The organism is Synechococcales cyanobacterium CNB (genome assembly GCA_030263455.1).
In the GTDB taxonomy this organism is placed as follows: domain Bacteria; phylum Planctomycetota; class Phycisphaerae; order Phycisphaerales; family UBA1924; genus CAADGN01.
Genome location: SZOZ01000002.1, coordinates 300,233 through 325,692 on the forward strand (window position 1 = coordinate 300,233; position 25,460 = coordinate 325,692).

The 25,460-nt window shown below is 68.9% G+C and carries 18 protein-coding genes; 7 read left to right on the plus strand and 11 right to left on the minus strand.

The features are described from left to right. The first annotated feature begins 107 nt into the window (after positions 1-107). The 7 genes from FBT69_02910 (at position 108) to FBT69_02940 (ending at position 10,607) form a co-directional block, all read left to right on the plus strand. On the plus strand, positions 108-674 hold the full coding sequence (locus tag FBT69_02910; protein ID MDL1903746.1) for a hypothetical protein: 567 nt from the start codon (positions 108-110) through the stop codon (positions 672-674). Continuing rightward, on the plus strand, positions 671-1,249 hold the full coding sequence (locus FBT69_02915) for an acyl-CoA synthetase (GenBank protein ID MDL1903747.1): 579 nt from the start codon (positions 671-673) through the stop codon (positions 1,247-1,249). The genes FBT69_02910 and FBT69_02915 overlap by 4 nt, the downstream gene beginning before the upstream one ends. A 757-nt stretch (positions 1,250-2,006) precedes the next feature. After that, entirely contained in the window at positions 2,007-2,423 is a 417-nt protein-coding gene (locus FBT69_02920; protein MDL1903748.1) for a hypothetical protein, read from the plus strand. A 96-nt stretch (positions 2,424-2,519) separates the two neighbouring features. Then, positions 2,520-3,905 carry a TolC family protein gene (locus tag FBT69_02925; protein MDL1903749.1) on the plus strand — a complete coding sequence of 462 codons (1,386 nt, stop codon included), beginning with the start codon at positions 2,520-2,522 and terminating at the stop codon, positions 3,903-3,905. 77 nt (positions 3,906-3,982) lie between these two features. Next, entirely contained in the window at positions 3,983-5,857 is a 1,875-nt protein-coding gene (locus tag FBT69_02930) for a DUF3347 domain-containing protein (protein ID MDL1903750.1), read from the plus strand. Then, positions 5,800-9,666, plus strand: coding sequence for an efflux RND transporter permease subunit (locus FBT69_02935; protein ID MDL1903751.1), 3,867 nt, complete (start codon positions 5,800-5,802; stop codon positions 9,664-9,666). Before FBT69_02930 ends, FBT69_02935 begins: the two co-directional genes overlap by 58 nt. Then, positions 9,663-10,607 carry a hypothetical protein gene (locus FBT69_02940; GenBank protein MDL1903752.1) on the plus strand — a complete coding sequence of 315 codons (945 nt, stop codon included), beginning with the start codon at positions 9,663-9,665 and terminating at the stop codon, positions 10,605-10,607. Before FBT69_02935 ends, FBT69_02940 begins: the two co-directional genes overlap by 4 nt. Before the next feature lie 21 nt (positions 10,608-10,628). On the opposite strand, the gene FBT69_02945 is transcribed toward FBT69_02940, so the two are convergent. From FBT69_02945 to FBT69_02995, 11 genes are all read right to left on the minus strand, one after another. Beyond that, on the minus strand, positions 10,629-11,210 hold the full coding sequence (locus FBT69_02945; GenBank protein MDL1903753.1) for a hypothetical protein: 582 nt from the start codon (positions 11,208-11,210) through the stop codon (positions 10,629-10,631). Continuing rightward, complete coding sequence (locus tag FBT69_02950) at positions 11,123-12,022, minus strand: ABC transporter permease (GenBank protein MDL1903754.1); 900 nt, start codon at positions 12,020-12,022, stop codon at positions 11,123-11,125. Before FBT69_02950 ends, FBT69_02945 begins: the two co-directional genes overlap by 88 nt. Further along, positions 12,019-12,900: an ABC transporter ATP-binding protein gene (locus FBT69_02955; GenBank protein ID MDL1903755.1), complete on the minus strand. Its 882-nt coding sequence runs from the start codon at positions 12,898-12,900 to the stop codon at positions 12,019-12,021. The genes FBT69_02950 and FBT69_02955 overlap by 4 nt, the downstream gene beginning before the upstream one ends. Further along, positions 12,897-14,300 carry a nitrous oxide reductase family maturation protein NosD gene (gene nosD / locus FBT69_02960; protein ID MDL1903756.1) on the minus strand — a complete coding sequence of 468 codons (1,404 nt, stop codon included), beginning with the start codon at positions 14,298-14,300 and terminating at the stop codon, positions 12,897-12,899. Before nosD ends, FBT69_02955 begins: the two co-directional genes overlap by 4 nt. Further along, positions 14,300-14,977, minus strand: a complete 678-nt coding sequence (locus FBT69_02965) for a cytochrome C (GenBank protein ID MDL1903757.1) — start codon at positions 14,975-14,977, stop codon at positions 14,300-14,302. Before FBT69_02965 ends, nosD begins: the two co-directional genes overlap by 1 nt. A gap of 89 nt (positions 14,978-15,066) precedes the next feature. Then, complete coding sequence (nosZ, locus tag FBT69_02970) at positions 15,067-17,043, minus strand: Sec-dependent nitrous-oxide reductase (protein ID MDL1903758.1); 1,977 nt, start codon at positions 17,041-17,043, stop codon at positions 15,067-15,069. A gap of 64 nt (positions 17,044-17,107) precedes the next feature. Beyond that, on the minus strand, positions 17,108-17,974 hold the full coding sequence (locus FBT69_02975) for a c-type cytochrome (protein ID MDL1903759.1): 867 nt from the start codon (positions 17,972-17,974) through the stop codon (positions 17,108-17,110). Positions 17,975-18,063: 89 nt separating this feature from the next. Next, positions 18,064-18,531, minus strand: coding sequence for an Rrf2 family transcriptional regulator (locus FBT69_02980; GenBank protein ID MDL1903760.1), 468 nt, complete (start codon positions 18,529-18,531; stop codon positions 18,064-18,066). 192 nt (positions 18,532-18,723) lie between these two features. Then, entirely contained in the window at positions 18,724-20,031 is a 1,308-nt protein-coding gene (locus tag FBT69_02985; GenBank protein ID MDL1903761.1) for a hypothetical protein, read from the minus strand. 20 nt (positions 20,032-20,051) lie between these two features. Continuing rightward, entirely contained in the window at positions 20,052-21,248 is a 1,197-nt protein-coding gene (locus FBT69_02990) for a prenyltransferase (protein MDL1903762.1), read from the minus strand. A gap of 580 nt (positions 21,249-21,828) precedes the next feature. Continuing rightward, complete coding sequence (locus tag FBT69_02995) at positions 21,829-25,449, minus strand: hypothetical protein (GenBank protein ID MDL1903763.1); 3,621 nt, start codon at positions 25,447-25,449, stop codon at positions 21,829-21,831. Positions 25,450-25,460: the final 11 nt, after the last annotated feature.

The window sequence follows — 25,460 nt, forward strand, 5'->3', positions numbered from 1 at the left end:
TCGCAACGACGGCGCGTCGGTCGCCGCTACATCTGGCCCTTCTGTGTGTTCTGCGTGAGGCGAGGTATTCGGCCCGTCACATCCTCGGCTGCTGGCAGGCCCGGCGTATGGACTTTCAAGGCAAAAGGCTGAACCTGGGGCGTGGCAAGTACCTCATTCCTGGGTGGATCAACGCGGACCTCTACCGCCGAGCCGACGTGATGTTCGACATTCGCGCCCGCTGGCCTATTCCCGACGGGCGCATGATCGGCGTCCGCCTGGAGCACGTCCTGGAGCACGTTGCCTATCCGGACGAGGCTCTGCACGTCATCACAGAGTGCTACCGCGTGCTGGTTCCGGGCGGCACAGTCCGCGTTGGCGTGCCGGATTCAGAGAAAGTCATTGGAGCGTACGTGGCAGGTGACAACGCCGAGTACTTCCGGATTGCACGGGAGCGATGGCATCCACCGGAGGTCCGGTTGCCGATCGAGCACGTGAACTACCACTTCCGGGATCGGTACGGGGAGCACCTCTTCGCGTATGACCGGCAGGCGCTGTCCGCCCTGCTCTCGCGAGCGGGCTTCATCGGCATCCAGCCGGCGCCGTTCGATTTCACCCTTGACCGAGCGGATCGCGAGGAAGGGACAATCCGATTGTCGGGCACAAAGCCGGCGAGGCTGGAGGCTGATCCATGAAGTCTGATACTCGTCGAAGAATTGTTGCGGTTGTCGGCGACGCGGTCGTTACGGCAGGCACATCCAAGGACTTGCTTGCCGAGAACATCGGGCGAGCGCTCGTTGACGCGGGATTCCGCGTGATGACCGGAGGGCTTGGCGGGGTCATGGAGTCTGCGTGCCGAGGTGCCAGGATGTCGTCTCGCTACGCCCCGGGTGATACCGTGGGAGTGTTGCCCGGGCACGATCCCTCCGAGGCCAATCCTTATGTCGACATCGTGATTCCCTCCGGCCTCGATCACGTTCGTAACTCGATCGTGGCCCATGCGGATGCCTTGGTCGCAGTCGGCGGCGGCGCTGGCACGATGTCGGAGATATGCCTCGCATGGATCTACAAGAGGCTGATTATCGCGGTTCGGGTAGATGGCTGGAGCGGTCGGGTAGCCGACCAACGAATCGACGAACGCGTGCGCTATCCCGAAGTGCCTGACGACCGTGCCTTCGGGGCGAACACGGCCGCCGAAGTGGTCCACATTCTGAACGAGCGGATGGCTGACTTCAATCGGAGCCACCACAGCGTTCGACGGCGGCCATGAAGACGCAGTTGCTCCGCAGAGTTCCTTCCTCCAGGCATTGAAGGGAGCAAGCCAAGGCAGCGACATCCCGGATGCAATTCCGCCGCCCGGACAGGCGCAACAAACTCAGTCATTCCCCGCACCTGTTCCCGCGGGCCTCACATGGAAACTCGGCCCGGGAGGACCCGTTGGCGTCCGGGTTGCCCAACGCTGCCGGCCGCAGTTCGCCTTCGCTTCGGACACAACGGGCGGCGATGGCCCGCGGCATCGCGGCATCGCGGGTTTCGTCGGTTCTGTCGGGCGTCGGGCGGGGTCAGTGGGCGGGCGTGGCCGTCCGCATCGCCGCAACGATCCCGGCACGCACGTCGGCGGGCAGGTTGGCCCACGCCGCCACGAGGCGGGCCAGGTCGGCGTCGGGCGGGGCGTGGCCGCCGCCTGCGTTCGGCCGCGACGTGGACGGAACAGGTCCCCCTGTTGGGCCGCCCGTTCGACCCCGTCCTGCGCCCCGTTTGGCCCCCGGTGCGGTCAGCGCTGCGCCTGGCGCTGCGCGCCCTTCGGAATCGGCGTATTCTCCCGGAGATTCCGCGAGTGCTCGGGGGTTCGATTCCCCCCGGCTCCATACGTTTTCGTTGGGTTCACGCACGCTCGCGTCATCGCGAGGTTGTCCGCCTTCTCGCCCGGGTGGACATCCGGGCGGCACGGCAACCTTCGGACGGGCTGGGTGTATCCCAAGCATGGCTCTAGGCAACCTTCGGCCGCGCCGATAGACTGGATGGGCATGTTTCGATGGCTGGCCATGGCGGCGCTCGTGCTCGCGGGGATACCGCCCGCGTGGGGCGTATTTCGCGGACTGCCGGGCGGCGATGTGGACTGCGAGCGGGAGGCGGCCTGCCACGAGGTGCTGGTGCAGGTCTCGTGCTGCGGAGAGCAGTTTGAGACAACGTACTGCCGACGGAGCGATGGGCCGTGCCGGTGCATTACGACGCCGACGCGCGAGCCTTCGAAACCCGCTCCCGCACCGCGGCCCTCGCCGGAGCGTGACCAGTTGATGGCGGTGCCTGCTCCGCGGATGGCGGAGGCCCGGGCCGGGGAACCGGAGTCCGCGACGCGGTCGGTTGAGCCGTGCGGTCGCTCGCTGCTGGAGCGACTCGGGCACAACGGCGTGCAGGCCCTGATCGGGGTCTGGAGAACGTAGAGACCCGCTCGCCCAAGAACGGTGCGCGCCCGTCGCGGCGCTCTCTCTGACGTTCAGTACGACAATCCCCTCTCTCACGACACACGGGAGCCTGGCATGGCATCGCGATGTATCGCGTGCGCGTGCGGCGTGGCGGCGGCCGCGCTGCTGACGGCGTGCGCTTCGCCGTTCGAACCGCCGCGTGATGAAGACCGATCTTCGGTGCGCCCGCGGCCCTCGGGAAGCGGGAACGTTCCAGGGTCGGCGTATCGGGCGAAAGACCCCGGGGCGGCGCCGACGCTGGCCGACGCGGCCACGACGGACGACTACGTGCGGTATGCGCTGTACCACAGCCCCGAAGTGGAGAGCGCGTACCAGCGGTGGCGAGCGGCGGTGGAGCGGCTGCCGCAGGCGCGTGCGCTGCCCGACCCGCGCGCGGATTTCGAGTACGACTTCCGGAGCGACGAGGCGATGATCGGGGCGATGCAGGAGTTCCCGTGGCCCGGCACGCTGCGGGCGCGCGAAGAGGCGGCCGGGCGCGGCGCGGCCTCGGCGTGGCGTGAGTTCGAGGCGGCGCGCCTGGCGGTTGCGGAGCGAGTGACGATCGCCGTGCACGAGACGGCGTATCTCGACGCGGCGATCGGGATCACGCGGGAGAACCTCGATCTGCTTTCCTCGCTGGAACAGGTGATCCGCGCGAGGTATCGGGTCGGCGCCGGCTCGCACCCCGAGTTGATCCGGGCGCAGGTGGAACTCGGGGAGTTGGAGGACCGGCTCACGCAGTTGCTCGCGATGCGTCCCGCGCTCGTGGCGGAGTTGAACGCCGCGTTGAACCGGCCCTCGGACGCGGCCGTCCTCGCGATGGGGCGCGTTCCCGGGCGGGTCGTTCGGGAGAGCGCGGCTGCGCTGGCCGGCGTTGCACGCGCCGCGAACCCTGACCTGCTCGCGCTCGACGAGCGTGCGGAGGAACAGCGGCGGCTCGAGCGTGCCGCGCGCCTGGAGGGGCTCCCGGGGTTTGGCGCGGGCGTCGAGTACACGTTCCTTGAGAAAGACATGGGCGAAGACCTCGACGGCGACCCGATCAAGTTGAGGCTGGGGATGAGCGTGCCGCTGTGGCGCGAGAAATACAACGCGGCCGTTCGAGAGGCGATGGCCCTGAGGCTTGCGATCTCGCACGAGCGCGAAGGAGCAGCGAACCGCGTGGCGGCGGACGTGGCGAGGGCGTGGTTCGAGCACACCGACGCCCACCGGCGGGTCGGGCTGTATGAACGGACGCTCATCCCGAAGGCGGAGGAGTCGCTCCGCGCGTCGCTGGCGGGATTTCGCGCGGGCGAGACGAGTTTCCTCGACCTGCTGGACACCGAGCGGACCCTGCTCGAGTTCGCTATGTCCGCGGAACGGGCCCGCGCTGACCGGAGCATCGCGCTGGCAAGACTCAATCGGCTCGTCGGGACGATGCTCCCGACGGAAACGGAGGATGCGGCGACGGAGGACGAACCGTGAAACGATTCACCGGCGGGGTTCGGAGGGCGGCGGCATGGGCGTGGCGGCACGTCAGCGCGGGCGTCGCGGTCGCGCTCATCGTTGCGGCGTTCGTGGTCGGCTACCGGCTCGGCCGGCCCGCGCCCGAACCGCACGCGAGCGAGGCCGGCGCGGTATCCCAGGCCACGGATGACGGGCGCGTGCGGATGTACACGTGCTCGATGCACCCGCAGATCCGGCTTCCGGACCCGAAGGCGAAGTGCCCGATCTGCTTCATGGACCTGATCCCGGTCACGGACGATGCGGACGGCCAAGAGGCGGGGCGCCGGCTGGCGCTGAGCGCGGAGGCCGCCGCCCTGAGCCAGGTGGAGACGGCGGCGGTTCGCCGGTTCTTCCCGATCACGGAGGTGCGGCTGTACGGGAAGGTCACGTACGACGAGACGTCGGTGGCGCGGCTGACGGCGTACTTCCCGGGGCGGATCGACCGGCTCTTCGTGAACTACGTCGGCGTGCCCGTGAACCGCGGGGACCACCTGGCCGAGATGTACAGCCCGGAACTGCTGGCGGCGTTCGAGGAGCTCCGGCAGGCGCGGGCGGCCGCCGATGGAGCAGGCTCGGCGAGCGAGTTGCTGCGGCGCGCGACGGAGGACACGCTGCGCGCGGCTCGCGAGAAACTCCGGCTGTTCGGCCTGACGGTGTTCGCGCCGATCGGCGGCGTGGTGACCGGCCTGGCGGTGCGCGAGGGGGATTACGTGATGACCGGCGCGCCGCTCGCGACCGTTGCGGACCTCTCGCGGCTGTGGCTGGACCTCGAGGCGTATGAGTCGCAGTTGCCGCTGCTGCGCTGGGGGCAACTGGTGCGGTTCACGGTCGAAGCGCACCCCGGCGAAATGTTCGAGGGACGCATCTCGTTCATTGAGCCGGTGGTGAAGGACGACACCCGCACGGCGACGGTGCGCGTGGCCGTGGAGAACGCGGACAGGCGGCTGAAGCCGGGGATGTTCGCGTCGGCGATCGTGCGTCCGCGAGTGGCCGAGAACGGGGCGGTCGTGGGTGATGAACTCGCCGGACGCTGGGTCAGTCCTATGCACCCGACGATCGTGAAGGACGGCCCCGGGAAGTGCGACATCTGCGGGATGGACCTCGTTCCCGCGGAGTCGCTGGGCGTGGTGGGTGATCCTGCCGCAGCGGTCGCGCCGCTGGTGGTGCCGCGCTCGGCGGTGCTGTTCACGGGCACGCGCTCGGTGGTGTACGTGGCGGTTGAGGGAACTGAGAGGCCGACCTACGAAGGGCGAGAGGTCGTGCTCGGGCCGCGCGCGGGCGAGTTCTATACCGTGCGCGAGGGGCTTCGCGAGGGTGAGTCGGTGGTGGTGAGCGGTGCGTTCCGGATCGACAGCGCGATGCAGATCTCGGCCAGGCCGAGCATGATGTCGCCGGAAGGGAGCGAAGCCGGCACGCCCTCGGGTCACGCAGGGCACGGGGCGAGCGCACCGGAGCGCGTGCGGATGCCGGACCTGTTCCTCTTCGGGCTGAAACCGGTGTACGCGGCGTACCTTGATGCGCAGGAGTCGCTGGCAGCTGATGACCTCGACGGGTTCAACCGTGCCGCAGACGACGCGCGGCGCGCGCTGGACCTGGTGCGAGAGACCGGGCTGGTGGGGGAACCGCTCGGGACGTGGCGGCGGTCGGCGTCGCGCCTGCGGCAGGAGGGGCGCGCCGAAACGCTGGACGACGCGCGGGAGCGGTTCAGGCGGATGAGCGAGGGAGCGATCGACCTGCAACGCCGCTTCGGGCACCTGGGTTCAGAGACGTGGCATCTTGCCTACTGCCCGATGGCGTTCGACAGCCGAGGGGCGGAGTGGCTGCAGCGGACGGAGGCGGTCGCGAACCCGTACTTCGGCGCGGCGATGCTGCGATGCGGGGAGGTTCGTGGTCGGTTCGCTCCTCTCGCGCGCGGGGAGGGCGAGCCGTGACCCCTCCCCCTGTTGCCCCCCGCGGGGCCGTATCCGCGCTGATCCGCTTCTGCCTGGAGCAGAAGCTGGTGGTGGCGATCGTGCTGGCCGGAACGCTGTTCTGGGGCGTTCTGGTGGCGCCGTTCGACTGGGACCTGGGGCCGCTGGCGCGCGACCCGGTGCCGGTGGACGCGATCCCGGACATCGGCGAGAACCAGCAGATCGTGTTCACGGAATGGCCCGGCCGCAGCCCGCAGGACGTTGACGACCAGATCAGTTATCCGCTGACGGTGGCGCTGCTGGGCATCCCGGGCGTGAAGGACGTCCGGAGTTACTCGATGTTCGGATTCTCGTCGATCTACGTGATCTTCGAGGAGCGGATCGACTTCTACTGGTCGCGTTCGCGTGTGCTGGAGAAGTTGAACTCCCTTCCCGCGGGGACGCTGCCGCAGGGCGTGGCGCCCGCGCTCGGCCCGGACGCGACCGCGCTGGGGCAGGTGTTCTGGTACACGCTCGAGGGGCGCGACCGCGAGGGAAGGCCGGTCGGCGGGTGGGACCTGGACGAGCTGCGGACGATCCAGGACTCGATCGTGCGGTACAAGCTCGCGGGCGTGGAGGGCGTGTCCGAGGTCGCCTCGATCGGCGGCTTCGTGCGCGAGTACCAGGTGGACGTCAACCCGGACGCGATGCGTGCGGCGGGGATCACGCTGGACGAAGTGGTCGGCGCGGTCCGCGCGAGCAACCTGGACGTCGGGGCGCGCACCATCGAAGCGAACCGCGTCGAATACGTGGTGCGCGGGCTGGGATTCATCGAGGGGGTGGAGGACATCGAACTCGCGGCGATCACGGCACGCGAGGGGCAGCCGATCCTGGTCGGGGACGTGGCGAAGGTGTCGGTCGGCCCGGCGTTGCGGCGCGGCGTGCTGACCAAGGCGGGCGAGGAGGCCGTGGGGGGCGTCGTCGTCGTGCGGTACGGCGCGAACCCGATGGCGACGATCGGGCGGGTGAAGCAGCGGATCGCGGAGATCGCGCCGGGGCTCCCGAGCAAAGTTCTCGCGGACGGGACGGAGAGCCGGGTGACGATCGTGCCGTTCTACGACCGCACGGGGCTGATCCGTGAGACGCTGGGGACGCTCAACGCGGCGATCTCGCAGCAGGTGCTGGTGACGATCGTGGTGGTCGTGGTCATGGTCATGCACCTGCGGAGCAGCCTGCTGATCGGGGCCATGCTGCCGATCACGGTGCTGATGACGTTCATCGGCATGAAACTGTTCCGGGTGGACGCGAACATCGTCGCGCTGTCGGGGATCGCGATCGCGATCGGGACGATCGTGGACATGGGGATCGTGCTGAGCGAGAACATCCTGCGTCGGCTGGGAGAGGCGGGGCCTGGGGAGCCGACACTGGGGGTCATTCACCGGGCCTCGGCCGAGGTCGGGAGCGCGGTGCTCACGGCGGTGGCGACGACGGTCGTCGGGTTCCTGCCGGTCTTCGCGATGGAGGCCGCGGAGGGCAAGCTCTTCAAGCCGCTGGCGTACACCAAGACGTTCGCCCTGATCGCGTCGATCGTGATCGCGCTGACGATCCTGCCGACCGCGGCGCACGTGCTGCTGGGAATGCGGATGCGGCGCGGTGCGGTACGGATCGCGGCAGGAGTGACGATCGCGCTGACCGGCGTGGCCATCGCGGCGCGCGTCCATGCGCCGGCGGGGATCGTCGTGACGGCGTTCGGAACGTTCCATGCGGTGCGAAGCCTGCTGCCGCAGCGCGTGGCGCGCGCGCTCGAATGGTCAGCGAACCTCGTGGCGGTCGCGGTGGTGCTGGTCGCGCTCGCCGCGGCGTGGGAGCCGCTCGGGCCTGCGGCGGGGATTCCACGCAACGCGCTGTTCATCGGGACGGTCGTGGGCGGGCTTCTGCTCGCGTTCTGGCTGGTTCGCCTGGCGTTCCCGCACGTGCTGTCATGGTCGCTCCGGCACAAGGCCATCGCGCTCTCGCCCGCCGCGCTGGTCGTGGTGTTCGGTGCGACGGTGTGGCTGGGGTTCGACCGCCTGTGGGGCCGGTGGCTTCCGGAGAGCGTGCGGGAGCGCGAGGCGGTGGTACGTGTCGCGCACGCGTTCCCGGGTCTGGGGAGCGAGTTCATGCCGTCGCTGGACGAGGGCGCATTCCTGTACATGCCCACGACGATGCCGCACGCCTCGATCGGCGAGGCGACGGAGATTCTGCGTGAGCTGGACCGGCGGATCATGAGCGTGCCGGAGGTGGAGGTCGCGGTGGGGAAGATCGGGCGTGTCGAAAGCCCGCTCGACCCGGCGCCGATCTCGATGGTCGAGACGCTGATCCAGTATCGGAGCGAGTACCGGACCGACGCGAACGGGCGGCTGCTGATGTTCCGGGTCGATCCGGGGACGGGCGAGTTCGTGCGCGACGAACGGGGTGAGCTGGTTGAGGACGCCGAGGGCCGGCCCTACCGGCAGTGGCGCGACGAGGTTCGTTCGGCGCAGGACGTGTGGGACGCGATCGTGGCGGCGGCTGAGATGCCGGGCGTGACGAGCGCGCCGAAACTCCAGCCGATCGAGACGCGGATCGTGATGCTGCAGTCCGGGTTTCGCGCGCCGATGGGGATCAAGGTGTACGGCCCTGACCTGCCGACAATTGAGGCGTTCGGCGTGGAACTGGAGCGGGCGCTGAAGGAGGTTCCTTCGGTGCAGCCCGCTGCGGTGTTCGCGGACCGCGTGGTGGGTTCGCCCTACCTCGAGATCGACATCGACCGCGAGCGGATCGCGCGGTACGGGCTGCGGATCACGGACGTGCAGGACGTGATCGAGGTTGCGCTGGGAGGCATACCGCTGACGACGACGGTCGAGGGTCGCGAGCGGTATCCGGTGCGGGTCCGGTACCTGCGTGAACTGCGCGACCAGCCCGAGACGCTGGGCGACATCCTGGTTCCGACGCCGGGCGGCGCGCAGGTGCCTCTGCGCGAGCTGGCGGGCGTGGAATACCGGCGCGGACCGCAGATGATCAAGAGCGAGGACACCTTCCTGGTGGCGTACGTGCTGTTCGACAAACGGCCCGGGCACGCCGAGGTCGCCGTGGTGGAGCAGGCGCGCGCAGCGATACGGTCGAAGATCGCCTCCGGCGAACTGACGGTGCCGCCGGGGGTGAGTTTCGAGTTCGCCGGTTCGTACCAGAACCAGGTGCGCGCTGCGCAGCGGCTGAGCATCGTGCTCCCGCTCTCGCTGGCGATCATCTTTCTGCTGCTGTACTTGCAGTTCCGTCGCGTCTCGGTCACGGCGATGGTGTTCAGCGGCGTGTTCGTGGCGTGGGGCGGCGGGTTCACGATGCTGTGGCTCTACGGGCAGCCCTGGTTCCTCGACGTGGACGTGATGGGCACGAACCTTCGCGATCTGTTCCAGGTGCGGCCGTTCAACCTGAGCGTGGCGGTGTGGGTGGGGTTCCTCGCGCTCTTCGGGATCGCGACTGACGACGGCGTGATCATGGCGACGCGGATCGACCAGACCATGCGGGAGGAATGCCCCGCATCGGTCGAGGAGGTCCGGCGGGCGGTGATCGCGGGGGGTCGGCTGCGGATCCGGGCGGCGGTGATGACAACCGCGACCACGGTGATCGCCCTGCTGCCGGTGCTGACGAGTTCGGGGCGCGGGTCCGACGTCATGATCCCCATGGCGATTCCCGCATTCGGGGGTATGGCGGTCGCTTCGATCACGTGGTTCGTTGTGCCCATCCTGTACTGCTGGATGGCCGAGTGGAAGCGCCGTCGTTCGGACGGCAACGGTGCGGTGATACCATCGGAAGAAGGAGGTTCGACGTGAAGAAGTTCTGGATGCTCTCCGCCGTGTTCGTTACGTCGTTCGGTCGTGTCGTGTTTGGCCAGGCAACGCCAGTCAACGCGATGTGCCCGATCGGGAAGGAGCCGATCGTGGCGTCCGCGGGGACGGTCGAGTACAAGGGCCTGACGATCGGCCTCTGCTGCCCCGGGTGCGGGGAGCAGTTCCTCTCGTGGGACGAGGCCCGCAAGGATGAGTTCGTGGCGCTCGCCAGGGCGAGGCGCGAGCCGGGGCAGGAGCAGCACGGCGCGAATGCTGAAAAGCAACCCGAGACGGGCGCGGCCGCCGACGCGGAGCCGTGGACGGATCTGTACACGCTCGGGACGTGCCCGATCTCGGGGCGGAAGCTCGGCTCGATGGGCGATCCCGTGGTGAAGCGCTACGACGGGCGCGAGGTCCGATTCTGCTGCTCGGGGTGCATCGAACGGTTCGAGGCCGACCCGGCGGCAGCATGGAAGAAGGTGGACGAGGCGATGATCAAGGACCAGCGACCGTTCTACCCGCTGGAGACATGCGTTGTTTCGGACGAGCCGCTGAAGGAGGACGGGCGGGACGTGGCCACAGAGGTCGTGTTCAACAACCGGCTGGTGCGGCTGTGCTGCCGGAGCTGCGTCAAGGAGTTTCGGGCGGACCCCCGCGCGTTGATGAAGAAACTCGACAAGGCCGCGGCGGACGCGCAGCGGAAGGACTACCCCCTGACGACGTGCATCGTGGCGGGGGGCGAGTTGGGATCGATGGGCGAGCCGTCGGAGATGGTGGTCGCCGGTCGGCTGCTGCGGTTCTGCTGCGCGAGTTGCCACCCCAAGGTGAAGGCCGACCCGCTGCGTTACCTCCGGATCATCGACGAGGCGTGGCGCGCGAAGGGGCGATACTTGCCCGAGCGTGCGGCGGACGAGCCTGCCCGTGAGAACCGCAAGAGCGACTGAGAAGGGCGTTCTGACGATTCGTCAGGGCGCGGCGGAACCGAGGCGTTTCCATGCGGCGGCGAAGGGCACGACGTCGCCCGAGGGCGCGCCGCTCGGAGTCGGCGGCCGCTGCGCCGCGAGTGTGGCGAGCACGGCATCCGCATCGGAACGTGCGCCGAACGCGGCGGCATTCGAGCCCATCGGGGTGCGCAAGTCGCGGGAGAAGATGAACTGGGCGGTCTCGGTCTTTAGCCACGCGCCGGTGGCGTAGTCGTGCGACCAGCGAGCGATGATCTCGCCGGCGTGCTCGTTCTCGAAGTTGACCTGGCAGTTGAAGTCGTCGAACAGGCGCGGTTCGGGGCCGCGTGGGCCGGGAACGATGGTCGCGGTCGCCCACCGGGCGTCGCTGATGATCATGTTGCACTCGGCGCAGACGTCGTAACCGAGCCGGATGGCGGGCGGGCCGTCGGTGGCCTGATTGCCGCACCCGCCCAGCGAGAGGAGGGACACCGCGACGAGCGTGATTGCGTGATGTTTCACGGCGAGTTCCTCCGAGCGAAGAGGAGCGTGGCCAGGGCGAGAGGAACGGCAGCCCACGCGGCGACGGTAGCGGCGAGGACCCAAGGGAGGGCACGGCCCAGCGTGAAAGAGGCGTACGCGCCGACGGGGCCGAGAACGTCAAGCGAGGCGTTCATGTTCACGATGACGGCCATCTTGAACGATTGCATGGGGTTGAGGATCGCCAGGCCGAAGATCTCCTGGACGCGCAGTCGGAAGAGGATGGAGCTTGCCATGAGTCCGAGGTCGCTGACGAAGACGAGCGCAAGCCAGACGAACAGAGCGATGCCCGTGGCGACCGCGGAGCGGCGCGAGACGACGGAGATGAGGACGCCAACCGAGAGCATGGCGAGCGCGAGCAGCGCGGTGAAGGCGACGAGCAGGGCGTAGGCGGCGATGCCGACGCCCCCGGCACGCCACGCGAGGACGGCCGCGCTGACACCGAAACCGATGCAGAGTGAGCAGACGAGCGCGGCGGCGAGGCCCGCGTACTTGCCGAGGATGACCTGCGTGCGCGACACCGGCTGGGCGAGGAGATAGATGAGTGTGCCTCGCTCGCGTTCACCGGCGATCGCGCCCGCTCCGGCGGTGAGCGCCATGAGCGGAACGACGAGCATGATGAGGTTGAGCAGTCCCGCGGCGGTGCGCCCGAAACCGGCGAAGCCGTGGGAACCGACGCCGCTGAGCGAGAGGAACGAGACGCCGACGGCGAGCACGGTGAAGGCGACCGTGTAGAGGAGGAACCAGCGGCTGGCGATGGCGTCGCGGAACTCGCGGCGGGCGAACGCCGCCAGCCCGCCGAGGAAGGAACGGGCGGGGGTCGCGGCACTCGCGGCGCCGCGACGATTCGCGAGGGCGGAAGGAGCGACCGTGGTCATGCCGTCACCTCCGGAAAGTGAACGTCGTCGAGCACCTCGATGTCGCGGACCTCGATGCGATGACGGGCCAGCGCGCTGATCGGCTCGGCCTTGCGGTCGCGCGCGACGGCAACACACAGCCCGTCGCCGTTGAGGTGGACGGCGTGACCGGCCCGGCGGAGCGCCTCGGCGGCGTCCTCCTCCCGAGCCATCGCCAGGTGCAGGCGGATGACCTGCACCGGCTTCTCGGTGGGCCAGACTTCCGCGGGCGTGGTGTCTCGCTCGATGCGGCCGCGTTCGAGGACGAGGACGCGATCGGCCAGGGCGATGACCTCGTCCGGCCGGTGCGAGGCGAAGATGAGCGTCTTGCCCGCCTGCTTGAGGGCGCGGAGGGTGTGGACGACCTCGCCGCGACCGGCTGCGTCGAGGTTGGAGGTCGGCTCGTCGAGGACGATGAGGGGGGGGTCGCTGAGCAAGGCAATGGCGAGCGCGAGGCGCTGCTTCATGCCGCCGGAGAGGTCGCGGACACGCTTGCGTTCGTGGCCGGTGAGTCCGACGGCGGCAAGAGCCTGGGCCGCGGTCGCGGGGGTTGCGCGGCGCAGTCCCGCGAAGAAGCCCATCGCGGAGGCGAGGCGGACGTCGTCGTGGAAGGCGAGTTCCTGCGGGACGTAGCCGGCGAGAGCGCGAGCGTGGCGGCCGCGGCGGCGAACGTCGATGCCGCCGACGGTGGCGCGCCCCTTGAACCGACAGACACCGAGGAGGCAGCGGATGAGGGTTGTCTTGCCCGCGCCGTTGCTGCCCCAGAGAGCGAGCGACGCGCCGTCGGCGAGTTCGAAGGAGACGTTCGCAACGGCCGTGATGCGTCCGAACTTCTTGGTGATGTTCGTTGCGGTGATCATGCGTGGTGTCCCTCCGGAGTCGGCAAGGCGCGACGTTCGCGCCCGAGGGCGAACACCGTGCCGATGGCCGAGAGCAGCAGACCGGCGGCGAGCGCGGCAAGGGGCGCCCGTGATCGCGGAGCGTCGGCGATCTCCGACCCTATCGTGGGCGGCCGGGCGAGAGGCGCGGGATCGACGAGCATGGGCACGGGGCGCAGTTCGGGCAGCGCACGGGCTGTGAACTCGATGGCGCGCTGGGCCGGGCTGTGGACGAAGAGGCGGAGGTTCGGCTCCGCTGTCAGCATGGCGCCGAAGAGGCTGCGCGGCTCGTAGGCCGTGTCGCCGACGCCGTCGGAGTCGAGGTCGATCCCTGCGTAGTCGGACCAGTAGTTGCCGACGCCGTCCCGGGAGAAGGTGTTGTTGGCGAGTTGACCGCGACCGTGGGCGGTGGCGGGTTCCTCGTTCTCGATGAAGGCGTTGGCGACAAAGACGTTGCTGTGCGTGTTGGGCGTCGCGAGGAGGCCGATCTCGTTGAAGGCGATCATGTTGGACTCGAAGAGTCCGGTGGATCCGACGGAGGAGGGGCTGTTGTCGACGTAGACGCCGACGCGGTTGGCGAGCATGGCGTTGCCGCGAATGACGATGTCGTCGCAGTCCTTCAGCCCCAGGCCGTAGCCGCTCGCGCCGCGGTTGTTGAGCATCCGGTTGTCGATGAGGGTGATGCGGTTGCTGTACATGAGGTAGACGCCGACGGAGTTGCCTGACAGGATGTTGCGGGAGAGGGTGGTGTCATGCGTGTACATGAAGTGGAGGCCGTAGCGGCTCCCGGTCACGGTGTTCCGCTCGACGCGCAGGTTCTCGGAGTACCAGAAGACGATGTCGCGCGATTGATGGACGGCGTTGTCCGTGATGGTGCAATCGTGGCTCCACCAGAGGCGGATGCCGTCGCCCCGGCGTTCGGGGTCGAGGGGTTTGCACCGGACGACATTGTCGCGGATGACGGAGCCTGGCGCTTCGCGCAGGTCGATGCCGTAGAGCGCGTCCTCGACACGGTTGGACTCGATGGTGACCGGGCCGGTGATGGCCCTGATCGCTGCGGACTCGCCCGAGACGTCGTCGCCCGAAGCGCGAACGGTGCATCCGCGGAGGGTGACGTCCGCCGCGGCGATTTCGATGACGGTGCCGCGGCCGAGGCCGTCGAAGACGGCCCTGCCGCCGCCGTCGAGCGTGACGGGCTTGCGGATGACGAGGTTGCCCTCGTAGACGCCGGGAGGAACGCGGATGACGGAGCCTGGCGAAGCGGCGTCGATCATCGCTGCGACGGCGGCGACGGGCTGACGCTGCGGATCGGACGACCGCTGCGGCGCCGCGGCGCACGCGGAGGCGAACAGGCACAGGATGATCCCCCGAAAGAGGCGCATCACGTGCTCCTGCCGTTGACCACGGCGGCCTGCTGCCGGACCAGCGGCAGGTAGGCGCGCCGGTGGAAGTAGAGGGAGACAATGAGGATGAGCGACGCGGCGGTCGCCAGGTACAGCCCGATGCCCGGCGTGGCGATGGTCACGAACTGCCCGATGCCGCCGCGGCCGAGCGCGGTGGGTACAAAGGGCTTGACGGCGTTGGAGAGGGGCGCGTCGGGGTCGAGGTTGAGGCCGAAGTGCCGCATCCAGAGCTGGAGGTCCACGAGGAAGACGACGGGGAAGAAGACCACGGGCGCGACGAGCAGCACGGCCCATCGGCTGTGGATATAGGCGGCGAGTTCGAGGAGAACGACGAAGGCGATCATGATGAAGACGCCGACCTCGCGTTCGAGCTGCGCGGCTTCATAGAGGGAACGCATGCCGATGTAGTGGTTGAGGCCGTCGATCTCGGCGACGTCGCCGGTGAGGTGGTTGAGATAGGCGGTCATGTGGAGGCCGCTGGGGTACTGGGGAGCCTGGAGCTCCATGTGCCAGTAGGGCAGGAACAGGGAGACCAGGAGGAGGATGCGCGCGACGAGCAGAAGGAATCCGGGCGTTCCGTAGCGGAGGGATCGCTTCCAGGTCTCTTCGGGGCTGACACGAGGTCCGATGATGCGTTCGATGAAGCCGAGACTCAAGGGCGCGCTCCTTGCTCGCTGGTGTGCTTGGGTGTGCGAAGACCGAGCGGAAACCTCGCCGGGCGTTCTCACGCTCGGCGAGGGTCGGGTCAGTTGGGTTCGACCATGAGGTAGCCCATCATCTCAAGGTGAAGGGCGGAGCAGAACTCGGAGCAGTAGTAGGGGAAGACGCCGGGGGTGTCGGCGATGAACTCGACGGTGACGGTCTCACCGGGTTCGAGGCTGACGGCGATGTTGTAGCCCGGGACGGCGAAGCCATGGACGGCGTCGACGGCGCGTTCGAGGCTGGTCATGCGCCAAATGACCGTGTCGCCCTGCTTGACCTTGACGTGATCGGGGTTGAACTGGCTGCGGACGACGGTCATCCAGACCTCAACGGTGCTGCCTTCGCGCGTGACGCGTTCCATGCCCTTCTTCGGCGCCATGGGGTCGATGCGCTGCTTGTGGGGATCCCAGCCGACTTCGGGGTAGATGCTCCATGGCTTGAGGAGGTCGGCGCGGATGATCTGGGCGTAGTGCGGCTCTCCGAAACCGATGGGCATGTCGTAGATGACGGGCATGTTGGCGCCCTGACCCGAGATGTCGATGAGCTGGAAGTTCTGGGCGAGCAGCGGGCCGGGGTGGAGGAAGCGATCGACGGACCACTTGTTGAAGGAGACGAGGTAGCGGCCGAGCGGGTTGACGGTGTCGCCGTGGACCGCGCCGAGGTGTCCGACGTTGTACTGGACGGGGGTCTTGTGGACGAGGGTCCAGTCCGGCTCGGGCGTGCCCTTGCCGTACTCGCCGCCGAGGGTCCAGCGAGCGATGGCGGAGTCGAGGAAGAGCGAGGTGTAGGCGTAGCCGTCGCTGCCGAACTGGGTGTGGAGCGGCCCGAGGCCGACTTCAACGCGAGCCTCGACAACGGCGTCGAACTCGAGGATCGGGATGCCGTAGTCGTCGCTGCCGGAGTAGGTCTTGTTGGCGATGGCTCGCTTGATCTTCTCAGCGGAGTAGACGGTGACGTGCGGGTCGAGTTTGCCGGCGACGACGATGAAGTCGCCCCTGGGCGCCACGTCGACGCCGTGCGGGCTGCGCGGCTCGGGCGTGAGGTAGAGCAGCCCTTCGGCGATGGAGGTCTCGATGGGGATGACGGGGAAGCCGAACTGCTCCTTCGCGCCGCCCGCACGGAAGACGGCCTCGGCCTTCTTCCAGTCGACGATGTGGAGCAGGTCCGTGGCGTTGCGGCTGACGCCGGCCTCGAAGGGTGGTTTCTTGTCCTGAACGCCGCCGGTCGCCAGCTCGGTGTTCAGGGAGTTGATGAAGATGAAGCCGTCGCTGGCGAGCTTGCCCGCGTCCACGATGTCCTGCCAGTAGGGCGGGAGTTCCAGGGCGAAGGACTCTCCGGGGACGATGCGGCCCTGCTTGCGGTCGAACTTCCAGAAGATCACGCAGCCGCGGTGCGTCTCCTTGTACTTGTCCATGGTGGCGTACTCCCATCCGAAGGGAACGCCGTACTGCGAACTCTCGATGACGTACTCCGTGTTGGGCGTGACGCACAGGCCGTGGTTGCTGACGGTGAGCGGGTTCTTGAGGATCTGCTTGGTTTCGAAGTCGCGCAGGTCGATGACGGCGACGCGGGAGTTGACCTTGTCGTTGATGAAAAGCCATTCGCCGTCGTAGTCGCCGTTGGTTTCGGAGAGCGCGGGGTGGTGGGTGTCACCCCAGAGGTTGGGCTTGCCCGCGACGTTGCCCTGGGCGAGCACGTCGTTCCCCACGCCGTAGCCCCACCCCTGCCAAGGCTCGGGAGTGAAGACGGCGATGGTGCGGATGAGGCGCATGGAGGGGACGCCGATGACGTGGACCTGCCCGCTGTGCCCGCCCGACGAGAAGATGACGAACTCGTCCTTCATGCCGCTGGGCGTGTAGGTCTTGGCTGCGGCGAGGAGGTCGGCCGTGCTCAGGCCTCGCGCCTGGGCCACCTTCTGCACGTCGGCCATGGATTGCGCGCCGGCGTGCCCGGCGAGCAGACCGAGCGCGGCGACGGATGCCGCGACAGCGGTACGGATGGGGATCGGAGCGTGTTTCATGGGTTTCTCCTTCATGCGATGCGCTGACGGGTGGAGTGAATCCGGTCGTCCGCCACGACGGCGGTCATTGCTGGAGCGTGCGGATGAACGTGATGATGTCGGCGATCTGGTCGTCGGTGAGGGCGGGATTACCGCCCTTGGGAGGCATGTCGATCCCCGTCGTGTTCTCGGCGTCCCAGACGGGCCGGCCAGACTTGACGAAGGTGAGAAGTTCGGCGTCCGACTTGGAAGCGATGAAGTCGCTCGCCTTGAGCGGCTTGCCCAGCCCTTCCATGCCCTCACCTCGCGCGCCGTGGCACGCGGAGCAGGAAGCGATGAAGAGCTCGTACCCTACGCCGCCGACTTCCGCACCGCCGGCGGCCTGTTCACCGTCCGCACCGTTGAGAGCCTTGGTGTTCCACGCCTCGACGGAGACGGTCGGCGCCTTCGGATCCTGGATGGCGCGGAGGAAGGTAACGACAGCAGTGAGCCTGACGTCGTCGATGCCCTGCGCGCCGCGCGCGGGCATGAGAGTGCCGCTCGTGTTCGCAGGGTCGGTGGGGAGCCGCCCGTTAACGAGCAGGTCGAACAGCTCACTGTCGCTCGCGCCCTGAACGAACGCGCTGTTGCGGAGCGGTTTGCCGAGCCGGGGAAGGCCCTCGCCGGTCTTCCCGTGGCAGAGCGCGCACGCCCCGAGGTAGGTCGTTTCGCCGAGGGCGATCTCGCGCGGCTCGACGCCGAGAGCAGCCGCTTCAACGCTCCAGGGAGGCGGGGGGGGCTTTGGCTGGCCCAACACCATCAAGGCAAGGATGGCTGGAAGCGTGGCTGTCAGGATCGCCGACGCACCGACGATGTGCCAGCGGTACGGATCGGCGGGAGGCGAGCGACGGGCGCCGCGGACGGGCGTGCGTGCGGGTCGCTCGAACGTGGGAAGCGTGTCGGTGGAGGTCATGGCAGGTTCTCACTGATCGTGGGTGCGGGGTATTGTGTAGTAATGGATGCAAATATGCGGTTTTAGCCTAGGGCACGGACCGAATGTGGTCAACAGAATCCACATTTCACTCCGAAGTGTGAGCGTGAGGGTGCGAAGATCCGTTGCGTGAGACGGTCATGGAGACAGGGAATCGGCCCCTGGCGTCGCACAGCGGGCGGATGCCGCCGTTGCCGTCGAGAAGGTCGGATAGGGATGTTGAGGCGAAGGTCCGCTCGGCACGGGCCAACGATGCCGAGGGGGCAGCGTTCGATGCGCTGGATAGGCGTGTCGGACGCCCGGAGAATGTCGAGAACGCTGATAGCTGACGGAACCTTGGCGAGGGCGAAGCCGCCGTTGGTGCCACGGTGCGCGGTGAGAAGGTCGTGCTTCGCCAGGGTGCGCAGAATCTTCTGGAGGTAGCCGACCGGGACGCGTGTCGCCTCGGCGATCTCCTGAGCGGAGGCGGGGCTGTCCGTCGCCCGAGAAGCGAGGAAGACGGCGGCCCGGAGTGCGTATTCGGCGGTTTGCGAGATCATGGCCAACCTTCAGACCAATAATGGATTTCCAGATACATTATCGTCTTGATTCGGAGGAAGGTCAAGCAACCCGACTCTGAAATCAATGGCGTTGTAGTTCGTATTATGTTTGGATAATCTGCGCCAACATGCCACACAGCGGGGTCGCACCGAACACCCCGGCAGTGTTGCTGCTTTGGCACCAGAAGGAGGTCAGCGATCGGCTGCAACCCGGTCGATCAGGAGCAAGGCTCGGCGGAGGACGGGGCGGTCCTGGATCGGGCCGAACTCGCCGGGGTCGATGGTAATGCGGAGGGTGCGGTCGGTGCGGGCGGGGCTGGGGAGGAGGGCATCAAGGCGAGCGATGGGTCTCTCGCCGTTGACGCGGATGCGGGTGATCTCTCGCTCGGGGATGCCTGGCGCGGTGACCGAGACCACGACTTCGCAGTCGCCCCAGACCCAAGAGGCGGGTGGGAGTTCGACCGTGGCCGCGAGTCGGGATGAGCCGCGGGGGAGCGGCCACTGGGTGTCGATGGGGCCGGGGAAGACGAGGTCGCCCGCGCCGAGCGGGGCATCGGCGATGCGCTCGACGGAGGGGGGGGGCACGCGGGCCGCACCGGCGTGCGATTCGACGGGCGGGATCGACGCGAGTGGGACGAGCGAGCCGGCGTCGAATGCGATCGCGGCGATCTGGGAGGCAGAGATCGAGGCAACAGGACCGGCGGAGCCCGAGACGTCGTCCGAGGCGAGTTCGGCGCGCCCCGTGATGGAGACGGTAATGGACGAGAGGGCGAGCACGCTGCCGTCCGCGAGCCAGACGGCTGGGCCGTCGAGGGACGCGGGCGGGTTGGCGAGTTCGACCATCCCGGCACGCGCGATCGGGATGACGGCATGGGAGCCGCCGGAGTCGAGCACGATCTCGGGGCCGATGCGCTCGACGAAACCCTGCACGCGGTCGCCGTTGGTGAGCGTGATGGTGTCGTCGATCGGGGGGGGTCGGGCGGTCCAGGGGGAGGCAAGCGCGACGGCACGCACGCGTTCGAGGTCCACGTCGAGGGTGCCGAAGAGGGCGTGTTCCCAGCGGACGCGGCCATCGGCGGCGGGTGCTTCGGCGAGGCGGCCCGGCAACCTCTGGCCGTCGGTAAGGACGAGCATCCCAGGAGCGGACTCGTCGATCTGCGGCTCGTCGGGCTGCACTTCAAGACGGAGGAAGCGTTCGTACCAGCCGGGGACCGTTGCGGCGTCGAAGCGGGCACGGCTGGTGATGCGCAGCAGCGCGAGTTGACGGTCGAGCGGCTCGGTGCGAGCGAGGCCGATCTCGTCCACGAAGGAGACGGCTCGGTCGGTGATCGCGGCCAGCTCGACGCGGCGTTCTCGCAGGTCGCGGTCGATCAGGATGAAGGGGGGATCGGCGGCGGCGGGGAGCGAGAGCAAAGGGATCAGGAACGAACAACGAAGAGCAAACTTCCGAGCGGCCGGATCGGCTGTTCGCTGTTCGTTGTTTGCTGTTCGCTTTGCCATGCCGGTCCTGCTCACGGATTCTACTTCTGGAAAATCGGCAGATACCGCTTGGGCATTTGGAGAATGATGAGGCTCATGGCGGTGGCGTAGGCGTTTCCGACGGAGCGGTCCTCCCAGGAGCCGTCGTTGTTCTGGGAGGCGATGAGTTCGGCTCGGACGGCGGGCCACCAGTCTGCCCAGGGCTGACCGCCGGCGAGGTACATGGCTTGGACGGCGTAGTAGTGGCCGTACCAGTAGTGGGCGCGGCTCTGCTCGCGACCCGGAAATGCATTCACATTGAGGTATTCGATGCCTCGCTCGATGGCGCGGTCCTCGTAGATGCCCGCGTAGTAGAGGCTGGCGACACCCGCGGCCGTACGCGGCCATCCGCTCTGACCGGAGTCGAGCTGGTACTTGAACCCGCCGTCGGCGTTCTGGCACCGGCGGACGTACTCGACGGCGCGGTCGATGACGGCTTTGTCCACCTCGATGCCCGCGTTCCGTGCGGATCGGAGCGCCATGATCTGGCAGATGGTGACGGAGACGTCGGCATCGTAGGGGACGGGGTTGTATCGCCAGCCGCCCTCCTGGTTCTGGGAGAGCTCGATGAGGCGCACGGCCTTGACGAGGGTGTCATACACACGATCGGCCATCGCGGTATCGCCGCCGCCGGCGGTCATGCCGTAGACCTCCCCGAGGAAGAGGGCGGCGAAGCCGTGGCCGTACATGGGCCCGTTGGCGGCTTCTGAGGCGATCAGCCCGTTCTCGTTGGAGCAGGAGAGGACGTATTCGAGACCGCGAGCGACGACCTCGCCGTGCGGGCCGCGGCCGGGCAGGTTGCCGTCGGCCATGAGCGCGATGCAGGCGAGCGCGGTGATGGCGACGTTGCGTCCGAAGCGACCGGATCCGATGCTGCCGTCGGGATTCTGTTGGGAGACGAGGTAGGCGGTGCCGCGCTCGACGGCGCGGTCGAGCGCGGGGTTGATCTCGTTGGGGAGGACGCTGTTCTGGGCGATAGAGGGGGGGGCGATGATGAGGAGAAAGAAGAGGAAGAAGATGAAGGGGGCCTGAAAGGCACAGCCCCGGAGTTGTGATCGGAGAGCGTTGAGGATCATCGTTCGCGCTCCTCGGCGAGGCGCTTGTAGTAGGCTTCGGTAAGGCGCTGATAGAGCGTGCTGAAGCGGTCGGAGGAGCCTTGCACGAGAGCCTCGCGGACGCGCTCGGGGAGCGCGCCCCATGCCGCGAGGTCGGCCACCGCGGCGGGGTTCAGCGGGCCGTCCCGGCGCGCCGGCGGATCGACCTCAGCCTGGTTATCGCGGCCGCCGGGACGCTGCGCGGAACGCTGCGCCGGCTGCTGCTGCGCCTGCTGCTCGGTGTTCTGCTGGCTGCGGGACTGCGATCGCGACTGCTGGCGTCGGTTCTGGGCGTCGGCGATGAGTTTGTCGAGTTTGCGGATGGCGTCTTCCTGCATGCGCTGGGTGACGACACCGGTGTCGCCCGCGGTGTCGAGACGCGCGGCGGTCTCGCCCATGAGCCGCACCGCCTCGACGAAGGCCTCGGCGATCTCCTCCCCGGAGAGGAGACGGTCGAGTTCGGTGGTGCGGTCCTGCGCGGGTTCATCGGCGGGCTTGTCGGACGGCAGGCCGAGGAGTTCGTCGAGGTCGGGGAGGGCGTCGCGCTCGGGCTGCGGCTCGGGCTTGTCGGCTTCCTGGGCGAAAGAGGAGGGGGTGAACAGGATGAGAGAGAGCAAGAGCAGGAAGACGGGGCCTGCAATGCCCCGCCCCGAGGTCGGGAAGGCGCGTCGGGATGGGGTGTGTGTCATCGCTGGCCCTCCCGCTGCTGCGGTTGGGGACGTTGAGGCGGCGCCTGCTGCATGACGGCCTGCACGAGTGCCTCGCCGCGCGTGGCGAGTTCGCGCTGCAGCTCGACGAGACGGGCCTTCTCGCCGGGGTCTGGCCGTACGTCGGCGTCGAGCTCGCGCGTCCAGTCGGCGGCCTCCTGCTGCATCTCGCGGAGGATGCGGAGTTCGGCGATGGGCGGAATGAGGGGAGGGGAGCCGCCGGACTGGGCGCCCCCCTCGCCGCCGGAGTCCTGCTCCTGCTCGCGGAAGTCGCGTTCCTGCTGGGCCTCGTTCAGGGCTTCGACGAGCGAGCGGAGCAGGCGCACGGCCGCGGCCTGGTTGCGCGTGACGGTCGTGTCGGCTTCTCCGGCGCGGAGCCGCTGGGCCGCGGCGGAGGTCGCTGACTCCAGCCGCGAGTGCGCGTACTCGACGACGATGGTATCGGCAAGGCCCTCGGTCTGGTCCCGGAGTTCGACGAGGCGGGCGCGGACGGCGTCCTGCCGCTCGCCGATGCCGCGCACGACAGCACGATCGCGGCGCGTGAGCTCAGCGCCCACGAACGGCTCGGTCTCGGCGAGCAGGGTCGCCTGCTGTTCGAGCAGTTCCCGGTAGGCTGCGCGGAGTTCAGAACGCTGGCGGGTCGCGTCGCGCTCGGCGGCTTCGCGGTCGGCTCGCTCGGCCTCCTCCTTGGCCTGCACGAGCCGGTTCAGGCTCAGTTGCTCGTGCTCGCGGGCCGCGTCGGCGTCCACGGGCGAGCGGCGCAGCGCGACGACAGCAGACTCCTGCGCGCGGGCGGCCTCCTCGACGAGCGAAGCGACGGCCGCGAGGTCGTTCTGCGCGGTCGTGATCTGGTCCAGCACCGAGAGCGTGTTGAGATGCAGCGCAAGCATCCCCGAGTCCAGCCCTTCGAAAGCGTTCAGCGGGACGGCCTCTTCGAGTGAAGCCAGGGCGCGCTCCTGCCGCACGATCAGGGCTTCGAGCGATTCGATGACACTGGCGAGGACACGACGCAAGGCCTCATCGCGGTTGCGCTGCGCATTCTCGACGTCGTCGAGCATCCGCTGGAGCGACTCGGCGGCACGCTGCTGCTGCTCGGCGGCGGTCTGCATCCGGTTCTGCTCCGCCTGGTCCGCGGCGTCTTCGAGACGGTCGGCGACCTGCTCCTGCCGGCCACGCGTGGCGGCGTCACGCATGGCTTGGGCTTGAGCGGGGTCGGCGCGTTCCAGTTGCCGCGCCCGCTCGCTCAGTTCGTCGATGGCCTGCTGGGCGCGCTGGGCGGCCTCTCGCTGGGCCTCGACGATGCGCTCGAGCTCGGCCCGCTGCTGCGCGGAGAGTTCGCTCAGTTCCCGGCCGACCGTCTCGTTGCCGAGGCGACGGGTGCGATCGGTGATCTCGCGCTGGTCCGCAATGAGGCGTTCGAGCGTGCGCCGGGCGACCCAAGCGTCCTCACCGCGGTCGAGCATCTCGATGAGCGCGGAAAGGTTGTCGCGCGTACGGGCCTGCTCTTCGGCGATGGCCCCCATGGCCCGCTCGTCAGGCTCGGCGGCATCGCCCGCTTCGCGCGCGGCATCGAGGCGACGACGCTCGGTTTCGAGCGCCCGAGCGGCCTCGCGGGCGGCGTCCGAGGCATCGGCAAGCAGGCCGTCGGCGTCGTCGAGCGTGCCCGAGAGCGACGGGTCGTCGAGGGCGTTGCGGCGGACGCGCTCGGCGAGCATGTCGACGGCCCGACGTTGCTGCGCGATGCGCTCGGGGAGCGAAGCCTGCCGGCGCGCGGCGTCGTCGGTCGGGCCGAGCGTCTCGGTCTGGCGCTGAGCAGCGGCCTGCTCGGCGTCGAGCTGGATGGCGGCGCGGCGCAGAGCGGTCAGTTCGGCCCGTACCTGCTCCATCAGTTCGGCCTCGCTGATGATGCGCAGGCGGCGCGGGGCCGAGCGAGTCGGGGCGCGCTCCGCACCGCTCGCCGAGTAGGCGTCGGCGGCAAGGGCGGTGATCCAGAGTTCGTCGCCCGGACGCAGCTCGAGCGTGGCGAGGTCGAGCGTCGTCTGCACGCGGGCCTCGCGCGGCATGGCGTCGGTCCAGGCGAGTTCCGCGGCGCGGAGGGGAGGGGCGACTGGCTCGGGAGGCGCCCCGACGGAGCCTGCGGGCGGGCGAGCGTGCTGATGCTCGACCGCCGCCCAGGCGACGCCGACGTCATCGCGCCCTTCACCCGCGACGGGCACGAGGGCGGTGGGCAGGACGGTCTCGTCGCGCGGCGGCTCGGTGACCACCGCGCCAGGCGGTGCATCGGCGACGACTTCGAGGGTGAAGACCGGCTCCTCGGCCGAGGCGAGACCGTGGCGGTCGATGAGCGTGAGCGGAACGCGCTCGGTGGCGTCGAGGATGAACGAGCGGCGGATGACTCTCTCGGTCGCGCCCGACTCCCACCCCTCGGGCGGCGGAACCGGCTTGTTGAGCGCAACTTCGAGGTCCACGCGCGAGCCGGCGAGGATGGGAGAGAGAACGGCACGCTCGTCCGCGCCCCGCCCGAGAGGAACCGCGCCCGCGAGAACGCCTCCCGCGGCGAGTTCTGCGTAGGGGGGGGGCGAGACGACGGCGGACGCCGACTCGACGGCTGGCCGGCGCGCGAGCAGGACGCGACGCGGCTCGGTGCGCTCGTCCTCGGTCTCGAACCAGTACTCGATCCACGCCTGCGCGCCGTCTGCGGTAAGCTCGCGGGCTGCCGGCTCGACCAGCCGCTCGAAGAGTTCGCCCTCGACCGCGCCCTCGGGTGTCGGCGTCACGTCGTTGCGCAACTGGCTGCGCATCAGGACGCGCTGCGTCGGCCCGGGGCCGACAGGACCGATCGTGCGGTAGCGTGCGGCAACGGCCGTCTCGCCCGGCGCGCGGTTCGTGCGGGTCAGCAGCACGCGCAGCGGGAGCGTCTCGTCGTCCGGCTGCACCGTGAGCAGCGTCGCGTCCGCGAGTGCGGTGCGGCGGGGCCACTCCACCCCCGCCCACGGCGTGAGGATGCGCTTCGCACCGATCGCGGCCAGTTCGGGGCGCGCGGCGGCGAGCGCGAGGACAGCCGCCAGCACGGCGACGAACCACGCCAAGCTGCGCAACATCGTCGCGGGTGCGAGGATCGCGGATGCACGCACGCTCGCGAACCGGCCGCGGGCGTCGGCGGACAGCTCAGCGGCCAGCGTGCGTTGCAGATCGTCGGCCGGGGACGCGGGGTCGGCGAGCTCGAGCGCGGAGGCGAGCACGCCGGACAGACCCGCGCGGCACCCCATCTCGGATCGCTCGACCCGGAGCGCGATCTCCGTGAGCGAGGGTCGGAAGCGAAACGCGGGCATGAGCACGCGGACAACTGCCCATGTCAGGGCGACCAGGCCGAGGGCGAGCAGGGCTAGACGGATTGCTGCTGGTGTTCGAAGAGCGAAGTCGGCCAACCCCAGACCCGCAATGGCGGCAAGTACCGCGCCGGACAGGATGGATACCGCGCCGGCGATGAGAAAGGCCCGGGAAAACCCTCGAATACGAGCGAGAGATAGCCGGACGGGGTCGCTCTCCCGTGACCGGTCCCCTTGGATGCCGCGGCGGTCGTCCATGCGGCGGTTCACCGTCCCTGGTC

Excerpts from the sequence above, each read along its gene's own strand:
- FBT69_02910 (MDL1903746.1), top strand. The coding sequence starts at position 108 with ATGGACTTTCAAGGCAAAAGGCTGAACCTGGGGCGTGGCAAGTACCTC.
- FBT69_02915 (MDL1903747.1), top strand. The coding sequence starts at position 671 with ATGAAGTCTGATACTCGTCGAAGAATTGTTGCGGTTGTCGGCGACGCG.
- FBT69_02920 (MDL1903748.1), top strand. The coding sequence starts at position 2,007 with ATGTTTCGATGGCTGGCCATGGCGGCGCTCGTGCTCGCGGGGATACCG.
- FBT69_02925 (MDL1903749.1), top strand. The coding sequence starts at position 2,520 with ATGGCATCGCGATGTATCGCGTGCGCGTGCGGCGTGGCGGCGGCCGCG.
- FBT69_02935 (MDL1903751.1), top strand. The coding sequence starts at position 5,800 with ATGCGGGGAGGTTCGTGGTCGGTTCGCTCCTCTCGCGCGCGGGGAGGG.
- FBT69_02950 (MDL1903754.1), bottom strand. The coding sequence starts at position 12,022 with ATGACCACGGTCGCTCCTTCCGCCCTCGCGAATCGTCGCGGCGCCGCG.
- FBT69_02955 (MDL1903755.1), bottom strand. The coding sequence starts at position 12,900 with ATGATCACCGCAACGAACATCACCAAGAAGTTCGGACGCATCACGGCC.
- nosD (MDL1903756.1), bottom strand. The coding sequence starts at position 14,300 with ATGCGCCTCTTTCGGGGGATCATCCTGTGCCTGTTCGCCTCCGCGTGC.
- nosZ (MDL1903758.1), bottom strand. The coding sequence starts at position 17,043 with ATGAAACACGCTCCGATCCCCATCCGTACCGCTGTCGCGGCATCCGTC.
- FBT69_02975 (MDL1903759.1), bottom strand. The coding sequence starts at position 17,974 with ATGACCTCCACCGACACGCTTCCCACGTTCGAGCGACCCGCACGCACG.
- FBT69_02980 (MDL1903760.1), bottom strand. The coding sequence starts at position 18,531 with ATGATCTCGCAAACCGCCGAATACGCACTCCGGGCCGCCGTCTTCCTC.
- FBT69_02985 (MDL1903761.1), bottom strand. The coding sequence starts at position 20,031 with ATGGCAAAGCGAACAGCAAACAACGAACAGCGAACAGCCGATCCGGCC.
- FBT69_02990 (MDL1903762.1), bottom strand. The coding sequence starts at position 21,248 with ATGGGGCGCGCTCCCCGAGCGCGTCCGCGAGGCTCTCGTGCAAGGCTC.